We start from the raw sequence: 16,241 nt of genomic DNA on the forward strand, positions 1-16,241 counted from the left end.
ACGCCCGGCAGGGCCGTGCCGCACATGGGTCGGGGCCGTCTCGTACGCGGGCGGGACCGCGCCCAGCACCGGCCGAGCCTTCCCATGGTCCGTACCAATGGACCGGACGAGAGCTCAGGAACCCTTCCTGAGCAGGAACTTCGCCATGGAATGAACAAGTACGGACCTTCTTGGACGCATAGGGGGAACATAGGCCAAGCAAAGGATGTCGATCCGGTCGATCGAGTTCCGTATTGATCAACAACGCATCTATAGTGCCGACATTGCGACTCCCTTCCCCGTGTGCCCGCTCCCGAGAGTCTGGTTGATGTCGGCGTCACCCACCCCCCTTCGCCCCGCCCTGATCACCTCGTCGCTGACGGCCGCCGCGGGCGGTGCCATCGCAGCCGCCGCGGTCACCGCCGCGCCACCGAATGTCCGCACCGCCCTCGCCTGGGCCGCCGTCTGTGGCGTCCTGCTGCTGTCGGCGGCGGCGTTCGCCGTCACCTGGTACGCGCGGACCGCACGCGCGCTCGGCCGCCGCGCCGACGGGCTCGCCGCCGAACTCTCCTCCTGGGAGACGTACGCGGCCCAGTCCAAGGCCTCCGCCGAACGCGAGACCGCCGCCCTCAAGCAGCGGTTCGAGGCGGAGACCGCGCGGCTCGAACAGCGCCACCGGTCCGAGACCGCCTCGGCGTCGGCCGCCCAGGCGGCCCACGTCGAGGAACTCGTCCGGACCCACACCGCCGAGACCACCGCGCTCGCCCGCGCACGGGCCGCCGACGCCGAAGGCGCCCGGCTCCGGCTGCGCCGCGCCGAGTCCGGCCGCTCCGCCGCCATGGCCGCGTCCGCCAACGCGGCCGGGCGTATGCAGGCCCTCGCCACCAGTATGCTCGCCGACCTGCGCGAGATGGAGCACCGTCACGCGGACGAGGACGTCCTCACCGACCTGCTCCACCTCGACCACCGCACCGCCCAGGCCGGTCGTCTCGCCGACTCCGTCGCCGTCCTCACCGGCGCCCGGTCCGGCCGCCGCTGGGCCCGTCCCATCGTCATGGAGTCGATCCTGCGCGGTGCCATGGGCCGGATCGGCGGCTACCAGCGCGTCCGTCTCCACTCCAGCAGCGACGCGGCCGTCGCCGGACACGCCGCCGAGGGCGTCATGCACGCCCTGGCCGAACTCATGGACAACGCGGCGAACTTCTCGCCGCCGAACGCCGAGGTCCACGTGTACGTGGAGGAGGTCCCGGCCGGTGTCATGATCGCCGTCGAGGACAGCGGCCTCGTCATGAGCGACGTCCAGCTCCGCCGCGCCGAGTCGGCCGTCGGAGCGGTCACCCAGGACCTGGCCGGTCTCTCCGGTACCCGGCTCGGCCTCGCCGTCGTCGGTCGGCTGGCCCGCAAGCACGGCCTGACCGTGTCGTTCCGTCCCTCCGCGCGCGGCGGCACCGGCGCCCTGCTGATGCTCCCCCAGGAACTGATCAGCCGCGCCTCCGCCGAGACGCGGACCGCGCCGGAGGCCGCGGGGAACCCGGCCGTCGCCGCGGAGCCCCAGGAAAGCCCGGCCCCGGGCGGCACCGCCCCGGCCCCGGCCGCGCCCGCCGTCCGGATCCCCGCGCCGCGCACCGAGCCCGGAAGCACGCCCGACGCCCCCGCCGAGAGCACCGGCGAGCACCCGAGCTTCGGCGAGAGCGGACTGCCGCAGCGCCGCCGCGGCCGGGCCCTCGCCGCCGCCCACCCCGAGGGGCCGGACGCCGCCCCGAAGCCGCGCAAGGCAGCGGCGCCCCGCACCGGCGCGGCGGCCGGGGCGGCCACCCGTTTCGGCAGCTTCCGTCAGGCGGTCCGCGCCGCCGCCCAGCCGGACGCCCCCACCGGGGGCGAGCGGGACGGCGCGACGGAGACCGGCGACCGTCCGGAGACCCCAGGCGCCCACGCCCCCGGTGAGGGCCCCGGGAGCGACGGCGCCTCCCCGGCCGGAGCCGCCCAACCGGCCGAAGGCGACGAAGCCCCGGCCGCGCACGACACCCCGAACTCCCCGCACCCGGAAGGCACTTCCCGATGACCGGCACCACCACCGACGAGAAGCTCAGCTGGCTCCTGGAGGGCCTGCTGGAACGCACCCCGGGCACCCGTCACGCCCTGGTGCTCTCCCGCGACGGCCTGAAGCTCTGCCGTACCGCCGAGCTCTCCGTCGACCAGGCGGACCAGCTCGCCGCCATCGCGGCGGGCATCCAGAGCCTGTCGCACGGTGCCTCCGTGGAGTTCGGCGACGGCACCGGCGGGGTCCGCTCCGCGATGGCCGAGTTCTACGGCGGCATCCTGTTCATCGTCGAGGCGGGCGAGGGCGCCCATCTCGCACTGGTCGCCGACGAGGACGCCGACGCCGGACTCGTCGGCCACAACATGTCGGAACTCGTCGAACAGCTCGGCGAGCACCTGGTGGCAAGGCCCCGGGGATGAGCCGCGGCAGGCCGGGAAGGGACGACTCCCCCGACCGGCTCTACACCCTCACCGGCGGCCGGAGCCGGACCGGTTCGGACTCCTTCGACCTGGTGACCCTGGTGGTCTCCGAGAGCGATCCGGTGCCCGGTATGCAGTCCGAGCACGCCGCGATCCTCCGTATGTGCCGCTTCCCCACCGCCGTGGTGGAAGTCGCCGCCGAACTCGGACTGCCCGTGTCGATCACCCGGATCCTCCTGGCCGACCTGCACGACACCGGCCGTATCCACGTGCGGCATCCCCGCTCGTCGTACCGCCTTCCCGATCACGACATCCTGGAGCAGGTGCTCGTTGGACTCCGTAACCTCTGAACAGCGCCAGACCCTGCACAGCACCGCCGACAACGGACTGAAGATCGTCGTCGTCGGTGGATTCGGCGTCGGCAAGACCACCCTGGTCCGCTCGGTCAGCGAGATCCGTCCGCTGAACACCGAGGAGACCATGACCCAGGCGGGCGAGGCAGTCGACGACACCGTCGGCGTCGCCGCGAAGACGGCCACCACCGTCGCCTTCGACTTCGGCCGGATCTCGCTGGACGTCCGCAACATCCTCTACCTGTTCGGCGCGCCGGGACAGGAACGGTTCTGGTTCCTGTGGGACCGGCTGTTCTCCGGCACCCTCGGCGCGGTCGTCCTCGTCGACACCCGGCGCCTCGCGGACTCCTGGTACGCGATCGACCGCCTGGAACACCACGGGACACCGTTCGTCGTCGCCTGCAACGACTTCGGCGGGAGCGCCCACTCGCCCGACCAGATCCGCGAGGCCCTCGACCTCGCCGACGAGGTCCCCCTGGTCTTCTGCGACGCCCGCTCCCGCGAGTCCAGCAAGCAGGTCCTCATCGCGCTCGTCGAGCACCTGCGCACCGTCGTCGCCTCGACCCCCCGGCCGACGTCCCCGCCGATACCGGAGCCCACCCCGTGACCCACCCCGAACCCCCGCCCGTCCCGCTGGGCGGACCCCGGTTCCAGACCGACCCCGCCGAGCTGTACCGGCAGATCCGGCGTGACCACGGAGCGGTCGCCCCGGTCGTCCTGGACGGCGACGTGCCCGCCTGGCTGGTCCTCGGCTACCGCGAGCTGCACCAGGTCACCAGCGACCCGGTGCTCTTCTCCCGCGACTCCGACCTGTGGAACCAGTGGGACGCCATCCCGGCGGACTGGCCGCTGCTCCCGATGATCGGCCGCAAGCAGCGGTCCATCCTCTACACCGTGGGCGAGCGGCACCGCGAGCGGGCCGCCGTCATCTCCGGCGCGCTGGAGGCGATCGACCCGTTCGTGCTGCGCGAGCGCGCCGAGCGGTTCGCCGACGAACTGATCGACGGGTTCTGCGGGAAGGGCTCGTGCGACATCGTCGCCGAGTACGCGATGCTCCTCCCGGTCCGTGTCCTCGCCAGCGTCTACGGCTTCGCCGACGAGCAGGGCCCCGGACTCGTCACCGCCCTCAACGACATGATCAACGGCCAGGAGGGGGCCCTGGAGGGCCAGCGCCACCTGGGCGAGTCGATGTTCGCGCTGCTCGCCGCCAAGGCGGCGGAGCCGAGCGACGACGTGGCCTCCCGGATGATCGGCAACACCGCCGGGTTCGACACCGAGGAGGTCGCCCAGGACCTCATGGTGATGATGGCCGCCGGGCACCAGCCGACCGCCGACTGGATCGGCAACTCGCTGCGCCTGATGCTCACCGACGACCGGTTCGCCGCCTCGCTCTCCGGCGGCCGGCACAGCGTCGGCGAGGCGATGAACGAGGTCCTGTGGGAGGACACCCCCACCCAGAACGTGGCGGGCCGCTGGGCCTCCCGCGACACCCACCTCGGCGGGCGCAGGATCGGCCGCGGCGACCTGCTGCTCCTGGGCCTGGCAGCCGCCAACTCCGACCCGCACGTGCGCGCCGACGCCGGGGCGCTCACCGGCGGCAACAACGCCTACCTCTCCTTCGGGCACGGCGAGCACCGCTGCCCGTTCCCCGCCCAGGAGGTGGCCGAGACCATCGCCCGGACGGGGATCGAGGTGCTGCTCGACCGGCTGCCGGACGTGGACCTCGCCGTCCCGGCGGGCGCCCTGTCCCGTCGCCCCTCCCCCTGGCTGCGCGGTCTGACCGCGCTCCCCGTGACGTACACCCCGACCCCCGCGCTTGGAGCCATCGGATGAGCTGCCCGTACGATCCCACCGCCGTGCCCGGCACCGAGGCCATCGCCCTGGACCCGTTCGTCACCGACCTGGACGGCGAGAGCGCCCGGCTGCGCGCGGCCGGTCCGCTGGCCCGGGTGGTGCTGCCGGGCGGGGTGCCCTGCTGGGCCGTCACCCACCACGCCGAGGCGCGCAAGCTGCTCACGGACTCCCGGCTGGTCAAGGACATCGAGGTCTGGGGTGCCTGGCAGCGCGGTGAGATCCCGCTGGACTGGCCGCTGATCGGCCTGGCCAACCCGGGCCGGTCCATGCTGACGGTGGACGGCGAGGAGCACCGGCGGCTGCGGAGCCTGGTGGCGCAGGCTCTGACCGCGCGCCGGGTGGAGCGGCTGCGCGCCGGGATCGAGGCGCTGACGACCGGGATGCTGGACCGGCTCGCGGAGCGTCCGGCGGGCGAGGTCGTGGACCTGAAGGCGGAGTTCGCGTACCCGCTGCCGATGAACGTGGTCGGCGAGCTGATGGGCGTGGACGCGGCCGACCACCCCCGGATGAAGGCGCTGTTCGAGAAGTTCTTCTCGACGCAGACGCCGCCGGAGGAGGTGCCGGGGATGATGGCGGACCTCGGCACGCTCTTCGCCGGGATCGTGGCGGGCAAGAAGGAGCGGCCGGGCGACGATCTGACGAGCGCGCTGATCGAGGCGTCGGAGGACGGCGACCGGCTCACCACGGAGGAGATCACCAACACCCTCCAGCTGATGGTGGCGGCCGGTCACGAGACGACCATCAGTCTGATCGTGAACGCGGTGGTCGCCCTGGAGACGCATCCCGAGCAGCGGGAGCGGGTGCTCGCCGGCGAGGTGCCGTGGGAGAACGTCATCGAGGAGACGCTGCGCTGGGCGACGCCGACCTCGCACGTGCTGATCCGGTTCGCCGCCGAGGACATCGAGGTGGGCGACCGGGTGCTGCCGAAGGGCGAGGCGATCATCGTGTCGCACGGCGCGATCGGCCGGGACGAGCTGCAGCACGGCCCGACGGCGGGCGACTTCGACGTCACCCGGACGCCCAACCGGCACATCTCCTTCGGGCACGGCCCGCACGTCTGCCCCGGTGCGGCGCTGTCCCGTCTGGAGGCGTCGGTGGCGCTGCCCGCGCTCTACGCGCGTTTCCCCGGTCTGCGGCTCGCCGTGCCGCGCGAGGAGCTGCGGAACAAGCCGGTCGTCACCCAGAACGACCTGTTCGACCTGCCGGTCCTGCTGGGCTGACGGTCCCGGGGCGCCGCCCCCGGAGGCGTACGGCGGTGGGGTGGGTGTCGTCGGCCGGGTCCGTTCCCGGCCGGTGACGCTCACTCCTCCGGTCCGAGGACCACGATCTGGTCGTCCGGGTACCAGTGGCGGACCAGGGACTTCGGCGGATTGACGCACACGCCGTGGGCGAGGCCCCGGGTGCGGTAGCCGAGGGCGCACTCCCCCCGGCGGGCGGCCGCCTCGGCGACGGCCGCGAAGGAGAACTCCCGGCCGGTGACGACATAGGCGTCCGCCGGACGGACGTGGAGCCCGTTTCCGCCCTCGCCGAGCAGTTCCCGGAAGACCGGGGCCAGCCGCGGGTTCTGGGAGATCTGTGTCATGAGGAGCCCGATCAGTCTGCCGCTGACGACGTAGTCCGCCCCGGGGGCGAGGGGGGCGATGCGCCGGTTGCGGTCGTCGGCCATCTCCGTGACGACCGGGACGTGCTGGAGGCCGCCCGTCGCCGCCTCCTCCTCGGGCTCCCGGGTCCGTTCCCCCGCGCGCAGATGGAGCAGGGTGACGAGGGTCCGGTCGTCCGGGTCGTCGTGGCCGGGGCGGGGTTCGGGTGCGAGGACGATCACGGCGTCGTAGCCGGTGAGGTCCAGGGCGTCCGTGACGGCCCCTGAGGTCGGGTCGCCGGGCCGGTGGTGCACGGAGAGCCCCGGGCCGATGCTCCCGGCGAGGTCCCCGACGTCGGAGGCGGCGTGCTGTTCGGCCACCACGTCGAGCCGGGAGCCGGGCGGGGCGTGCCGGGCGAGGCGGGTGGCGATCCGGTGGGCGCGACGGTTCCACCCGAGCAGCAGGAAGCGTTCGGGACGACGGCCCGCCGGGGTGGGCTCGGGGGCGGCGATGCGCGCCGCCGTCGGGTCGTACGGGGCCGGCTCGACGTCCCCGGTGCGAATGGCGGTCGGGTCGTACGGGGCGGGTGCGGGTGTCCAGTACGTGGTGTCGTCGTCCTCGGCGAGGACGATCAGCGCGTCGCCGTCCAGGAGCGGGGTGCGGCCGGGCGGGTTGAGGACGACCGTGCCGTCGGCGCGGGCGATGCCGACGACGGCCGAGACCGGGGAGCGCGCGGCGGCCTCGTGGAAGCTCAGGCCGGGCGGTCCCGGTTCCCGCACGGTGTGGAACTCGTGTCCGGCGAAGTCGAGCAACTCCTCGTAGACGAGGGAGAGTCCGGGCTGCCGGGCGCACTGGGCGAGGAGCCGCGCGGAGATGTCGTCCGCGTCCAGGACGACGGTACGGGCGCCGCCCGCGAGCCGGGCGGCGCCGAGGTAGCGGTCGCCGCGTACGGCGGCGACGACGCGCACCGGGTGGTCCTCGCCGACGGTCGCCGTGAGGGAGAGCAGGGTCTTGACGACCTCGGCGTCGTGGCCGGGGCTGTCCCGGGGCAGCACGAGGACGCACTCCGCGGTGGCCGGGCTGACCCGGTCCAGTGCGACGGGGTCGGTGGGACGGCCGTTGCGGCAGAGGAGCCGGGTGCGGCCCGTGAAGCCGAGGGTGGCGCGGAACTCCTCCTCCATCTCGGCCTTGGGGCGGTCGGCGAGCACCGCGATGACGCCCCGGCGCCGGTGGGCGTGGGCGGTGACGAGTTCGCGGACGACGGTCGGGATCTGTTCGGACCAGCCGAGGACGACGGTGTGGCCGCTCTCCACGACCCGGGCGTGACCCCGGTCGAGCGCGAGGAGGCGTTCGGTGATGCCGGTGGTGATGAGGCTGACCAGGGTGGAGACGTAGAAGAGGGCGATGAGCGCGAGGAGCACGGTGAGGGCGACGCGGAGCGGGGGGCCCACCTCGCCGCCCAGCCGGAGGGTCTGTCCGGTGTTCCGCCAGACCGCCGCGACCCGGCTTCCGAAGGTGGCGGGGGTCCGGTGGTCGGTCCAGACGAGCAGGGCGCTCACGGGGACGACGAGGGCGAGGCAGGCGAGGGCGAGCCAGCCGACGAGCGCGGGGGTCCCCCGGGTGAGCGCGCTGTCGAACCAGTAGCGGAGCCGGGCCTCGGCGTGGCCGCGCGGGGCGGGGCGTTCCGGGGGCGCGGCCGGGTCCCGGTCCGGGCGTCCCCCGGTCGGCGGTGCGGCGCTCCGCTGGGCGGGGACGACCTTGTTGCCTTGTCTGCGCACGTCAGCAGGGTGGCGGTCCGTCCCGGTCCGGCGAAAGCGCCATCGGGGCACATTCATCCCTTCGGGATCACCGGGCGGGGAACCGGGGGACGACTCGGTCGGGCGTGCGAGCGGAGTGGTCCGGGGGCTGGCAGGAAGAACTGAACGGTGGTTCACTTCTTGATGTGGCCTACCGCAAGACACCCGCCGAGCTCGAACGGCTCCGGTCCGCCCGTGAACGTCTGGTCGCCCAGGCCACCGAGGTCGTGGCCGAGGCGGGCTGGGCGGGCGCCTCGGTGACCGCCGTCGCCGCGGCGGCGGGCATCGCCGCCGGTTCCGTCTACCAGCACTTCCCCTCCAAGGCGGCCCTCGCCGTGGAGGTCTTCCGGCGCGCCTCGGGCCGCGAGGCCGAGGTGCTGGGCGAGGTGCTGCGGGGCGGGGGCGACCCGGTCGAGCGGCTGGCCCACGGCGTCCGGGTGTTCGCCCTGCGCGCCCTGGAACGCCCCGGTCTCGCCTACGCCCTGCTCGCGGCACCGGCCGAACCGGCGCTCGGCGCCGAGCGGCTGGAGTTCCGCCGCCGCTACCGCGCGCTCTTCGCCGAGGTGGTCCGCGAGGGCGTCGCCGCCGGACTGCTGCCCCCGCAGGACCCGCACCTCACGGCCGCCGCGCTGACCGGTGCCGTCGGCGAGGTCCTCGTGGACCCGCTCGGCGCGGTCGGCGAGGCGCCCGGCGCCCCGCCCGGCCTCACCGCGGACGGTCGCACCACGAACGGCTTCACCCCGGACGGCCGCACTGCCGACGGCCGCACGACCGGTGGCCCCTCCGGCCTCGGCTACGCGACCGGCCCTGCCATCGACACGCTGCTCGCCGAACTCACCGCCCTCGCCCTGCGCTGCGCCGGTGCCTGTCCCGCCGCGCCGCGCCCATCGAACCAGGAGGACCCGTCATGACCGCGACCACCGGCACACCCCCGCTGCGCAGCGAGCCCACCGCGCGCACCCATGACGTCACCAACCAGGTCCCGCCGCTCGTCGGGCACGACGTCGCCGACGACGCCGTCCTCCTGGAGGGCGTGCGCCGCGAGGGCGCGGGCTGGTGTCTGGACGACCTGCACCGGATCGGCCGCCGTACGGGCTCCGAGGAGGTCCAGCGGTGGGCGGAGGAGGCCAACCGGCACGAGCCGGAGCTGCGCACCCACGACCGGTACGGCAACCGGGTCGACGAGATCGACTTCCATCCCGCCTACCACTCCCTGGTGCGGGAGGCGATCGGCGAGGGTCTCGGCGGCGCGGCCTGGGCCGACCCCAGGCCCGGCGCCCATGTGGCCCGCGCCGCCGGGTTCATGGTGTGGAGCACCGCCGAGGCGGGCCACGGCTGCCCGGTGTCGATGACGTACGCCGCCGTCCCCGCCCTGCGGGCGGCGCCCGCGCTCGCCGGGCTGTACGAGCCGCTGCTGACCAGCCGGGTGTACGACCCCGGGCTGCGCGCCCCGGCGGAGAAGCGCGGGCTGCTCGCCGGGATGGGCATGACGGAGAAGCAGGGCGGCACCGACGTCCGTACCAACAGCACCACGGCGGTGGAGGCGGCGGACGGCACCTGGCGGCTGCGCGGCCACAAGTGGTTCACCAGCGCCCCGATGAACGACCTGTTCCTCGTGCTGGCGCAGGCGCCCGGCGGTCTGTCCTGCTTCCTGGTCCCCCGGGTGCTGCCCGACGGCTCGCGCAACACCTTCCGCGTCCAGCGGCTGAAGGACAAGCTGGGCAACCGCAGCAACGCCAGCGGTGAGCCGGAGTTCGACGACACCGTGGCCTGGGCGGTCGGGGCCGAGGGCCAGGGCGTGCGGACCATCATCGACATGGTGACGATGACCCGGCTCGACTGCGTCCTCGGTTCCGCGTCCGGCACCCGCGCGGCACTCGCGCAGGCCGCGCACCACATCCGGCACCGCGAGGTGTTCGGCGCCCGGCTCGTCGACCAGCCGCTGATGCGCAATGTCATCGCCGACCTGGGCGTCGAGTCGGAGGCGGCGACCACGCTGGCCCTGCGGATCGCCGGGGCCGCCGACCGGGCCCTGCGGGGCGACGAGGGCGAGCGGGCCTTTCTGCGGCTCGCCACCGCCGTCGGCAAGTACTGGGTGTGCAAGCGTCAGCCGCCCGCCGTCGCCGAGGCGCTGGAATGCCTCGGCGGCAACGGCTACGACGAGGCCTCCGGGATGCCCCGCCTCTACCGCGAGGCCCCGCTGAACGGCATCTGGGAGGGGTCGGGCAATGTCAACGCCCTCGACGTGCTGCGGGCGCTGACCCGTGAGCCGGAGTCCCTGGAGGCCTTCCGCGCGGAGGTCGAGGCCGCCTCGGGCGGTGACGCCCGGCTGGACACGGCCTGGCGCGGACTGCGCGGCGAACTGGTCCTCACCGAGGACGCCCAGTTGCGCGCCCGCCGTCTGGTGGAGCGGCTGGCGCTCGTCCTCCAGGGTGCGCTGCTGGTGCGGCACGCGCCGCACGCGGTGGCCGACGCGTTCTGCGCCTCCCGGCTGGCCGGTGACCGGGGCCTGGCGTTCGGCACCCTTCCCCCGGGCACGGACTTCGCGGGCGTGATCGCCCGGCTGCCGGGGGCCACGGGCTGAACGGACGGCGGGGCCCGCCCCGGAACACCGGAACGGGCGGTGGGCCTCCCCGGAACAGGGGGCGGGGCCCTCCCGGAAGGATGGTGGGGCCTCCCCCGGAAGGAAGGACGGTGGGGCCCTCCCCGGAAGGGAGGGCCCCACGTCACACGCCGTATCGGAGTGCGGTCAGAAGCGGTCCTGCGGGACCGGCAGGCCCGGGGTTCCCGGCGCCGGGTCCAGCAGGCCGTTCGCCGCCGGGTTCGGCACCGCCTGGCAGGTCACGTCCGACGCGGGCAGTCGGCCCGTCGTCAGATAGGCGGTGGCGGTCCGGTCGGCGCAGGACTTGGTGCCGTAGACGCCGTGTCCCTGGCCGCCGAGGACGGTGGCCATCCGGGCGCCCTTCATGACCCGGCGCAGGCCCTGCCCGCTGACCAGCGGGGTCTGGGAGTCCCACTCGTTCTGCAGGATGAGCGCGCCGACCTCGTTGTCGATCCGGGTGGCGGGCTCGGAGCCCTGCTGCCAGAACGCGCACGGCTTGATGTTCGACGCGAAGTCGCCGTACAGCGGGTACGTCACCTTGTCGGCGATCGCGTCCCGGCGGTACTGCTCCGGGTCGCGCGGCCAGGCGCGGGTGTCGGCGCACACCACGGACCAGAAGGCGGCGTCCATGTTGTCCTCGGGGACGGCGCGGGCGAACGACGACGGGACGCGCTCCGGGGACGCGCTCCGGCGGGCGGGTGCCGTCGCGGGCGTGCCGGTCTCCGCCGCCTTCTTCAGCCGCGCGACCAGGTCGGCGGCCCACTCAGGGTTGAAGAACACCTGCCGGGCGGAGCGGATGTCGTCACCGTTCAGGAGGGTGCCCTCCAGGTCGATGGGCTTGCGGTCGGCCCGCGCGACGAGGTCCCAGAAGGTCTGGCGGACGGCGGCGGGGGTGGTGCCGAGCCCGTACGTGGTGTGGCGCTCGGCGGTCCAGGTGGTCCAGCGGGTGAACGCGGGCTCCGCGCCCTCGGCCCACACCTGGATCATGCCCCGCCAGATCCGCGCGGGGTCGACCGCGCTGTCGAGCACGAACCGGTCGGTCCGCCGCGGGAACAGCTGCGTGTAGACGGCGCCCAGGTAGGTGCCGTACGAGTACCCCAGGTACGAGATCTTCTTCTCGCCGAGCACCGCGCGGATCACGTCCATGTCACGGGCGGTGTTGCGGGTGGTGAGGTGGGGCAGGACGGCACCGCTCTTCGCCCGGCACTTCTCCGCCACGGTCCGTGCCCAGGCGACGTCGGCGGCGAACTTCTCGGCCTTGTACGGGCGCTGCCAGTTCCCCTCCTCGGCGGTGAGTCCGCAGCTCACGGGGGAGCTCTGGGCGACGCCCCGGGGGTCGAAGCCGATGAGGTCGTACTGCTTCTTGACCGAGTCGGGCAGCTCGGGCCCCATGTACAGGGGCATGTCGAGCCCGGCGCCGCCGGGGCCGCCGGGGTTCAGGAGCAGCACGCCGCGCCGGTCCCCGGCGCTGGTCGCCTTGACCCGGGAGATCGCGAGGTCGAGGGTCCTGCCGTTCGGCCGGGTGTAGTCGAGCGGCACCTTGATCGTGGCGCACTGGTAGGCGGCGGGGTCCTGGGGGTTGCAGCGCTTCCAGCGCGGCTTCTGCCCCGTGAAGTCGGCCAGGGACGCGGCGGTGGCGGTCCTCGGCGAGATCGTGGCGGCCGGGGCGTTCGCGGAGGCGACAGCGGGCGTGAGCGCGGGCACGAGCGCGGCGACGGCGCTGATGGCCACGACGGATGCTATTCGTCTGCTTCGCACAGTGGGTCAGATCCTTGCGACGGACGGATGGATCGGTCCCGCACACCTTTTCGCATCCGGTGGCGGCGGGTAATCCCCCGGCGGTCCTCCTTCCTCTCCGACCAGAGGAGTAGACCAGGTCCGGGGGAATGGTCCCCGAGGCGGAGAACCCAACTACAGCGATTCTCATCGGGGTTGACGGACCGTCCGCCGGGGAGGGCGTGCACCGGACGTTCGAGCCCCGCGCCCGGCCCGTCCGCCGGGCGCCGTTCGGGGGACGCCGGGCGCGATGATCCATGTCACTTCGCCGGAACCTTCAGACGGCCCTCGGGCAGCCCGTAGCGTGACGGAACGAGCCGGCCGCCCGCCGGACGCGACACGGGAACGACCGGCCGTACGCGCCCGAGCGGAGGTGTCGCCGACACCGTGGGGCTCGTCACCGGCAGGGTGAAGGGATCAGAAATGTTCCGCAAAGTGCTGGTAGCCAACCGCGGCGAGATCGCGATTCGCGCGTTCCGCGCGGGCTACGAACTGGGGGCGCGCACCGTCGCCGTCTTCCCCCACGAGGACCGCAACTCACTGCACCGGCTGAAGGCCGACGAGGCGTACGAGATCGGGGAGCAGGGGCACCCGGTGCGGGCCTACCTCTCCGTCGAGGAGATCATCGGGGCGGCCCGCCGGGCGGGCGCCGACGCGGTCTACCCGGGCTACGGCTTCCTGTCCGAGAACCCGGAACTCGCCCGCGCCTGCGAGGCGGCGGGCATCACGTTCGTGGGCCCGTCCGTGGAGACCCTGGAGCTGACCGGGAACAAGGCGCGGGCCGTGGCCGCCGCCCGGGAGGCGGGCGTCCCCGTGCTCGGCTCCTCGGCGCCCTCCACCGACGTGGACGAACTGGTCGCCGCCGCAGCGGACATCGGTTTCCCCCTCTTCGTCAAGGCCGTCGCGGGCGGCGGCGGGCGCGGTATGCGCCGGGTGGCGGAACCGGCCGCGCTGCGCGAGTCGATCGAGGCGGCGGCCCGCGAGGCCGAGTCCGCCTTCGGCGACGCCACCGTCTTCCTGGAGAAGGCGGTGGTCGACCCCCGGCACATCGAGGTGCAGATCCTCGCCGACGGCCGGGGCGACGTCATCCACCTGTACGAGCGGGACTGCTCGGTCCAGCGCCGCCACCAGAAGGTCGTCGAGCTCGCACCCGCCCCGAACCTCGACCCGGAGCTGCGGCAGCGGATCTGCGACGACGCCGTACGGTTCGCCCGCCGCATCGGCTACCGCAACGCGGGCACCGTCGAGTTCCTCCTCGACCCCGAGGGCAAGCACGTCTTCATCGAGATGAACCCGCGCATCCAGGTCGAGCACACGGTCACCGAGGAGGTCACCGACATCGACCTGGTGCAGTCGCAGCTGCGGATCGCCGCCGGGGAGACCCTCGCCGACCTCGGCCTGACCCAGGAGTCCGTCGTCCTGCGCGGCGCCGCGCTCCAGTGCCGGATCACCACCGAGGACCCGTCCAACGGCTTCCGCCCGGACACCGGCATGATCAGCGCCTACCGCTCCCCCGGCGGCTCGGGCATCCGCCTCGACGGCGGCACCACCCACGCCGGTACGGAGGTCAGCGCCCACTTCGACTCGATGCTGGTCAAACTCACCTGCCGGGGAAGGGACTTCGAGTCCGCCGTCGGCCGGGCGCGGCGGGCCGTGGCCGAGTTCCGCATCCGGGGCGTGTCCACGAACATCCCCTTCCTCCAAGCCGTCCTCGACGACCCGGACTTCCGCGCCGGACGGGTCACCACGGCCTTCATCGAGGAGCGGCCGCACCTGCTCACCGCACGCCACTCGGCCGACCGGGGCACGAAGCTGCTCACGTACCTCGCCGACGTCACCGTGAACAAGCCGCACGGCCCCCGGCCCGAACTGATCACGCCCACCGAGAAGCTGCCCCCGCTGCCCCCGGGAGAGCCCCCGGCCGGTTCCCGGCAGCGCCTCGCCGAGCTGGGCCCCGAGGGCTTCGCGCGGAGCCTGCGCGAGTCGCCGACGCTGGGCGTCACCGACACCACCTTCCGCGACGCCCACCAGTCGCTCCTGGCCACCCGGGTGCGCACCAAGGACCTGCTGGCCGTCGCCCCGACCGTGGCGCACACCCTGCCGGGACTGCTGTCCCTGGAGTGCTGGGGCGGCGCCACCTACGACGTCGCCCTGCGGTTCCTCGCGGAGGACCCCTGGGAGCGGCTCGCCGCCCTGCGCGAGGCCGTGCCGAACATCTGCCTGCAGATGCTGCTGCGGGGCCGCAACACCGTGGGCTACACCCCCTATCCGACCGAGGTGACCGACGCCTTCGTGCAGGAGGCCGCCGCCACCGGCATCGACGTCTTCCGGATCTTCGACGCGCTGAACGACGTCGGGCAGATGCGGCCCGCCATCGACGCCGTACGGGCGACGGGGACGGCGGTCGCCGAGGTCGCGCTCTGCTACACGGCCGATCTGTCCGACCCGGCGGAGCGGCTCTACACCCTGGACTACTACCTGCGGCTGGCCGAGGAGATCGTCGCCGCCGGGGCCCACGTCCTGGCGGTCAAGGACATGGCCGGGCTGCTGCGCGCACCCGCCGCCGCCACCCTGGTCTCCGCGCTGCGGCGGGAGTTCGACCTGCCGGTGCACCTGCACACCCATGACACCGCGGGCGGGCAGCTCGCCACCTACCTCGCGGCGGTCCAGGCGGGGGCGGACGCGGTGGACGGCGCGGTGGCGTCCATGGCCGGGACCACCTCGCAGCCCTCGCTGTCCGCGATCGTCGCCGCGACCGACCACTCCGCACGTCCCACCGGCCTCGGGCTGCGGGCGGTCGGCGACCTGGAGCCGTACTGGGAGAGCGTCCGCAAGGTCTACGCCCCGTTCGAGGCGGGCCTCGGCGCGCCGACCGGGCGGGTGTACCACCACGAGATCCCCGGCGGGCAGCTCTCCAACCTGCGCACCCAGGCGGTCGCCCTCGGGCTCGGCGACCGCTTCGAGGACATCGAGGCGACGTACGCCGCCGCCGACCGGATGCTGGGCAGGCTGGTGAAGGTCACGCCGTCGTCGAAGGTCGTCGGCGACCTGGCGCTGCACCTCGTCGGCGCCGGGGTGGCGCCCGAGGACTTCGAGGCGGCGCCGAACCGCTACGACGTCCCCGACTCGGTCGTCGGCTTCCTCCACGGCGAGCTGGGCACCCCGCCCGGCGGCTGGCCCGAGCCGTTCCGCACCAAGGCGCTGGAGGGCCGCGCCGGGCCCAGGCCGGTGCGCGAGCTGACCCCGGAGGACCGCGAGGGGCTGGACAAGGACCGGCGGGCGACGCTGAACCGGCTGCTCTTCCCCGGCCCGGCGAAGGAGTTCGAGGCGCACCGGCAGGCGTACGGCGACACCAGCGTGCTCGACAGCAAGGACTTCTTCTACGGGCTGCGCCCCGGGAAGGAGTACGCCGTCGACTTCGGGCCCGGTGTGCGGCTGCTCATCGAGCTGGAGGCGGTGGGCGAGGCCGACGAGCGCGGGATGCGCACGGTCCTGTCCACCCTGAACGGGCAGTTGCGGCCGATCCAGGTACGGGACCGGGCCGCCGCGGCGGACCTCCCGGCGACCGAGAAGGCCGACCGGTCGGACCCGGGGCACGTGGCCGCGCCGTTCGCGGGCGTGGTCACCCTGACGGTCGCCGAAGGCGACGAGGTCGAGGCCGGTACGACGGTGGCCACGATCGAGGCGATGAAGATGGAGGCCTCGATCACGGCCGTGCGGGGCGGCCGGGTGTCCCGGCTGGCCGTCACCCGGGTCCAGCAGGTGGAGGGCGGCGACCTGCTCGTCGAGATCGTCTGAACCCCGGGGCGCCCGGGGCCGTGTGCTCCGGGCGCCCCGGCGG

11 protein-coding genes are annotated in these 16,241 nt (G+C 74.0%); 9 read left to right on the top strand and 2 right to left on the bottom strand.

Annotated elements, in window-relative coordinates:
• The first annotated feature begins 307 nt into the window (after positions 1-307).
• From ACIO92_RS19470 to ACIO92_RS19495, 6 genes are read left to right on the top strand one after another with little or no spacing between them, the layout of a single operon-like run.
• Entirely contained in the window at positions 308-2,041 is a 1,734-nt protein-coding gene (locus ACIO92_RS19470; RefSeq protein WP_402281891.1) for an ATP-binding protein, read from the top strand.
• Positions 2,038-2,439 (top strand): roadblock/LC7 domain-containing protein, encoded by a 402-nt coding sequence (locus tag ACIO92_RS19475; protein WP_351790508.1) that lies wholly within the window; start codon positions 2,038-2,040, stop codon positions 2,437-2,439. The genes ACIO92_RS19470 and ACIO92_RS19475 overlap by 4 nt, the downstream gene beginning before the upstream one ends.
• Complete coding sequence (locus tag ACIO92_RS19480) at positions 2,436-2,789, top strand: DUF742 domain-containing protein (protein ID WP_366445819.1); 354 nt, start codon at positions 2,436-2,438, stop codon at positions 2,787-2,789. Before ACIO92_RS19475 ends, ACIO92_RS19480 begins: the two co-directional genes overlap by 4 nt.
• Positions 2,770-3,399: an ATP/GTP-binding protein gene (locus ACIO92_RS19485; protein ID WP_366445820.1), complete on the top strand. Its 630-nt coding sequence runs from the start codon at positions 2,770-2,772 to the stop codon at positions 3,397-3,399. The genes ACIO92_RS19480 and ACIO92_RS19485 overlap by 20 nt, the downstream gene beginning before the upstream one ends.
• A complete protein-coding gene (locus ACIO92_RS19490) occupies positions 3,396-4,625 on the top strand; it encodes a cytochrome P450 (RefSeq protein ID WP_366445821.1) in 1,230 nt (409 codons plus the stop codon). Before ACIO92_RS19485 ends, ACIO92_RS19490 begins: the two co-directional genes overlap by 4 nt.
• On the top strand, positions 4,622-5,866 hold the full coding sequence (locus ACIO92_RS19495) for a cytochrome P450 (protein WP_366445822.1): 1,245 nt from the start codon (positions 4,622-4,624) through the stop codon (positions 5,864-5,866). Before ACIO92_RS19490 ends, ACIO92_RS19495 begins: the two co-directional genes overlap by 4 nt.
• Before the next feature lie 80 nt (positions 5,867-5,946).
• Here ACIO92_RS19495 and ACIO92_RS19500 read toward each other — a convergent pair whose 3' ends face one another.
• A complete protein-coding gene (locus ACIO92_RS19500) occupies positions 5,947-8,004 on the bottom strand; it encodes an NAD-binding lipoprotein (protein WP_402281888.1) in 2,058 nt (685 codons plus the stop codon).
• A 164-nt stretch (positions 8,005-8,168) separates the two neighbouring features.
• Here ACIO92_RS19500 and ACIO92_RS19505 point away from each other — a divergent pair, with 164 nt between their 5' ends.
• Positions 8,169-8,933: a TetR/AcrR family transcriptional regulator gene (locus tag ACIO92_RS19505; RefSeq protein ID WP_402281886.1), complete on the top strand. Its 765-nt coding sequence runs from the start codon at positions 8,169-8,171 to the stop codon at positions 8,931-8,933.
• A complete protein-coding gene (locus ACIO92_RS19510; RefSeq protein ID WP_402281884.1) occupies positions 8,930-10,606 on the top strand; it encodes an acyl-CoA dehydrogenase family protein in 1,677 nt (558 codons plus the stop codon). Before ACIO92_RS19505 ends, ACIO92_RS19510 begins: the two co-directional genes overlap by 4 nt.
• Before the next feature lie 165 nt (positions 10,607-10,771).
• Here the strand turns inward: ACIO92_RS19510 and ACIO92_RS19515 are convergent, their stop codons facing one another.
• A complete protein-coding gene (locus ACIO92_RS19515; RefSeq protein WP_402281882.1) occupies positions 10,772-12,382 on the bottom strand; it encodes an alpha/beta fold hydrolase in 1,611 nt (536 codons plus the stop codon).
• Positions 12,383-12,823: 441 nt separating this feature from the next.
• Here ACIO92_RS19515 and ACIO92_RS19520 point away from each other — a divergent pair, with 441 nt between their 5' ends.
• Positions 12,824-16,198, top strand: a complete 3,375-nt coding sequence (locus ACIO92_RS19520; protein WP_366445826.1) for a pyruvate carboxylase — start codon at positions 12,824-12,826, stop codon at positions 16,196-16,198.
• Positions 16,199-16,241: the final 43 nt, after the last annotated feature.

Origin of the sequence: Streptomyces sp. NPDC087215 (assembly GCF_044744885.1) — a bacterium.
Lineage (GTDB): Bacteria > Actinomycetota > Actinomycetes > Streptomycetales > Streptomycetaceae > Streptomyces.

What these genes read in the sequence shown, in the direction of transcription:
- ACIO92_RS19470 (WP_402281891.1), top strand. Translation starts at nt 308, where the DNA reads ATGTCGGCGTCACCCACCCCCCTTCGCCCCGCCCTGATCACCTCGTCG.
- ACIO92_RS19475 (WP_351790508.1), top strand. Translation starts at nt 2,038, where the DNA reads ATGACCGGCACCACCACCGACGAGAAGCTCAGCTGGCTCCTGGAGGGC.
- ACIO92_RS19480 (WP_366445819.1), top strand. Translation starts at nt 2,436, where the DNA reads ATGAGCCGCGGCAGGCCGGGAAGGGACGACTCCCCCGACCGGCTCTAC.
- ACIO92_RS19495 (WP_366445822.1), top strand. Translation starts at nt 4,622, where the DNA reads ATGAGCTGCCCGTACGATCCCACCGCCGTGCCCGGCACCGAGGCCATC.
- ACIO92_RS19510 (WP_402281884.1), top strand. Translation starts at nt 8,930, where the DNA reads ATGACCGCGACCACCGGCACACCCCCGCTGCGCAGCGAGCCCACCGCG.
- ACIO92_RS19520 (WP_366445826.1), top strand. Translation starts at nt 12,824, where the DNA reads ATGTTCCGCAAAGTGCTGGTAGCCAACCGCGGCGAGATCGCGATTCGC.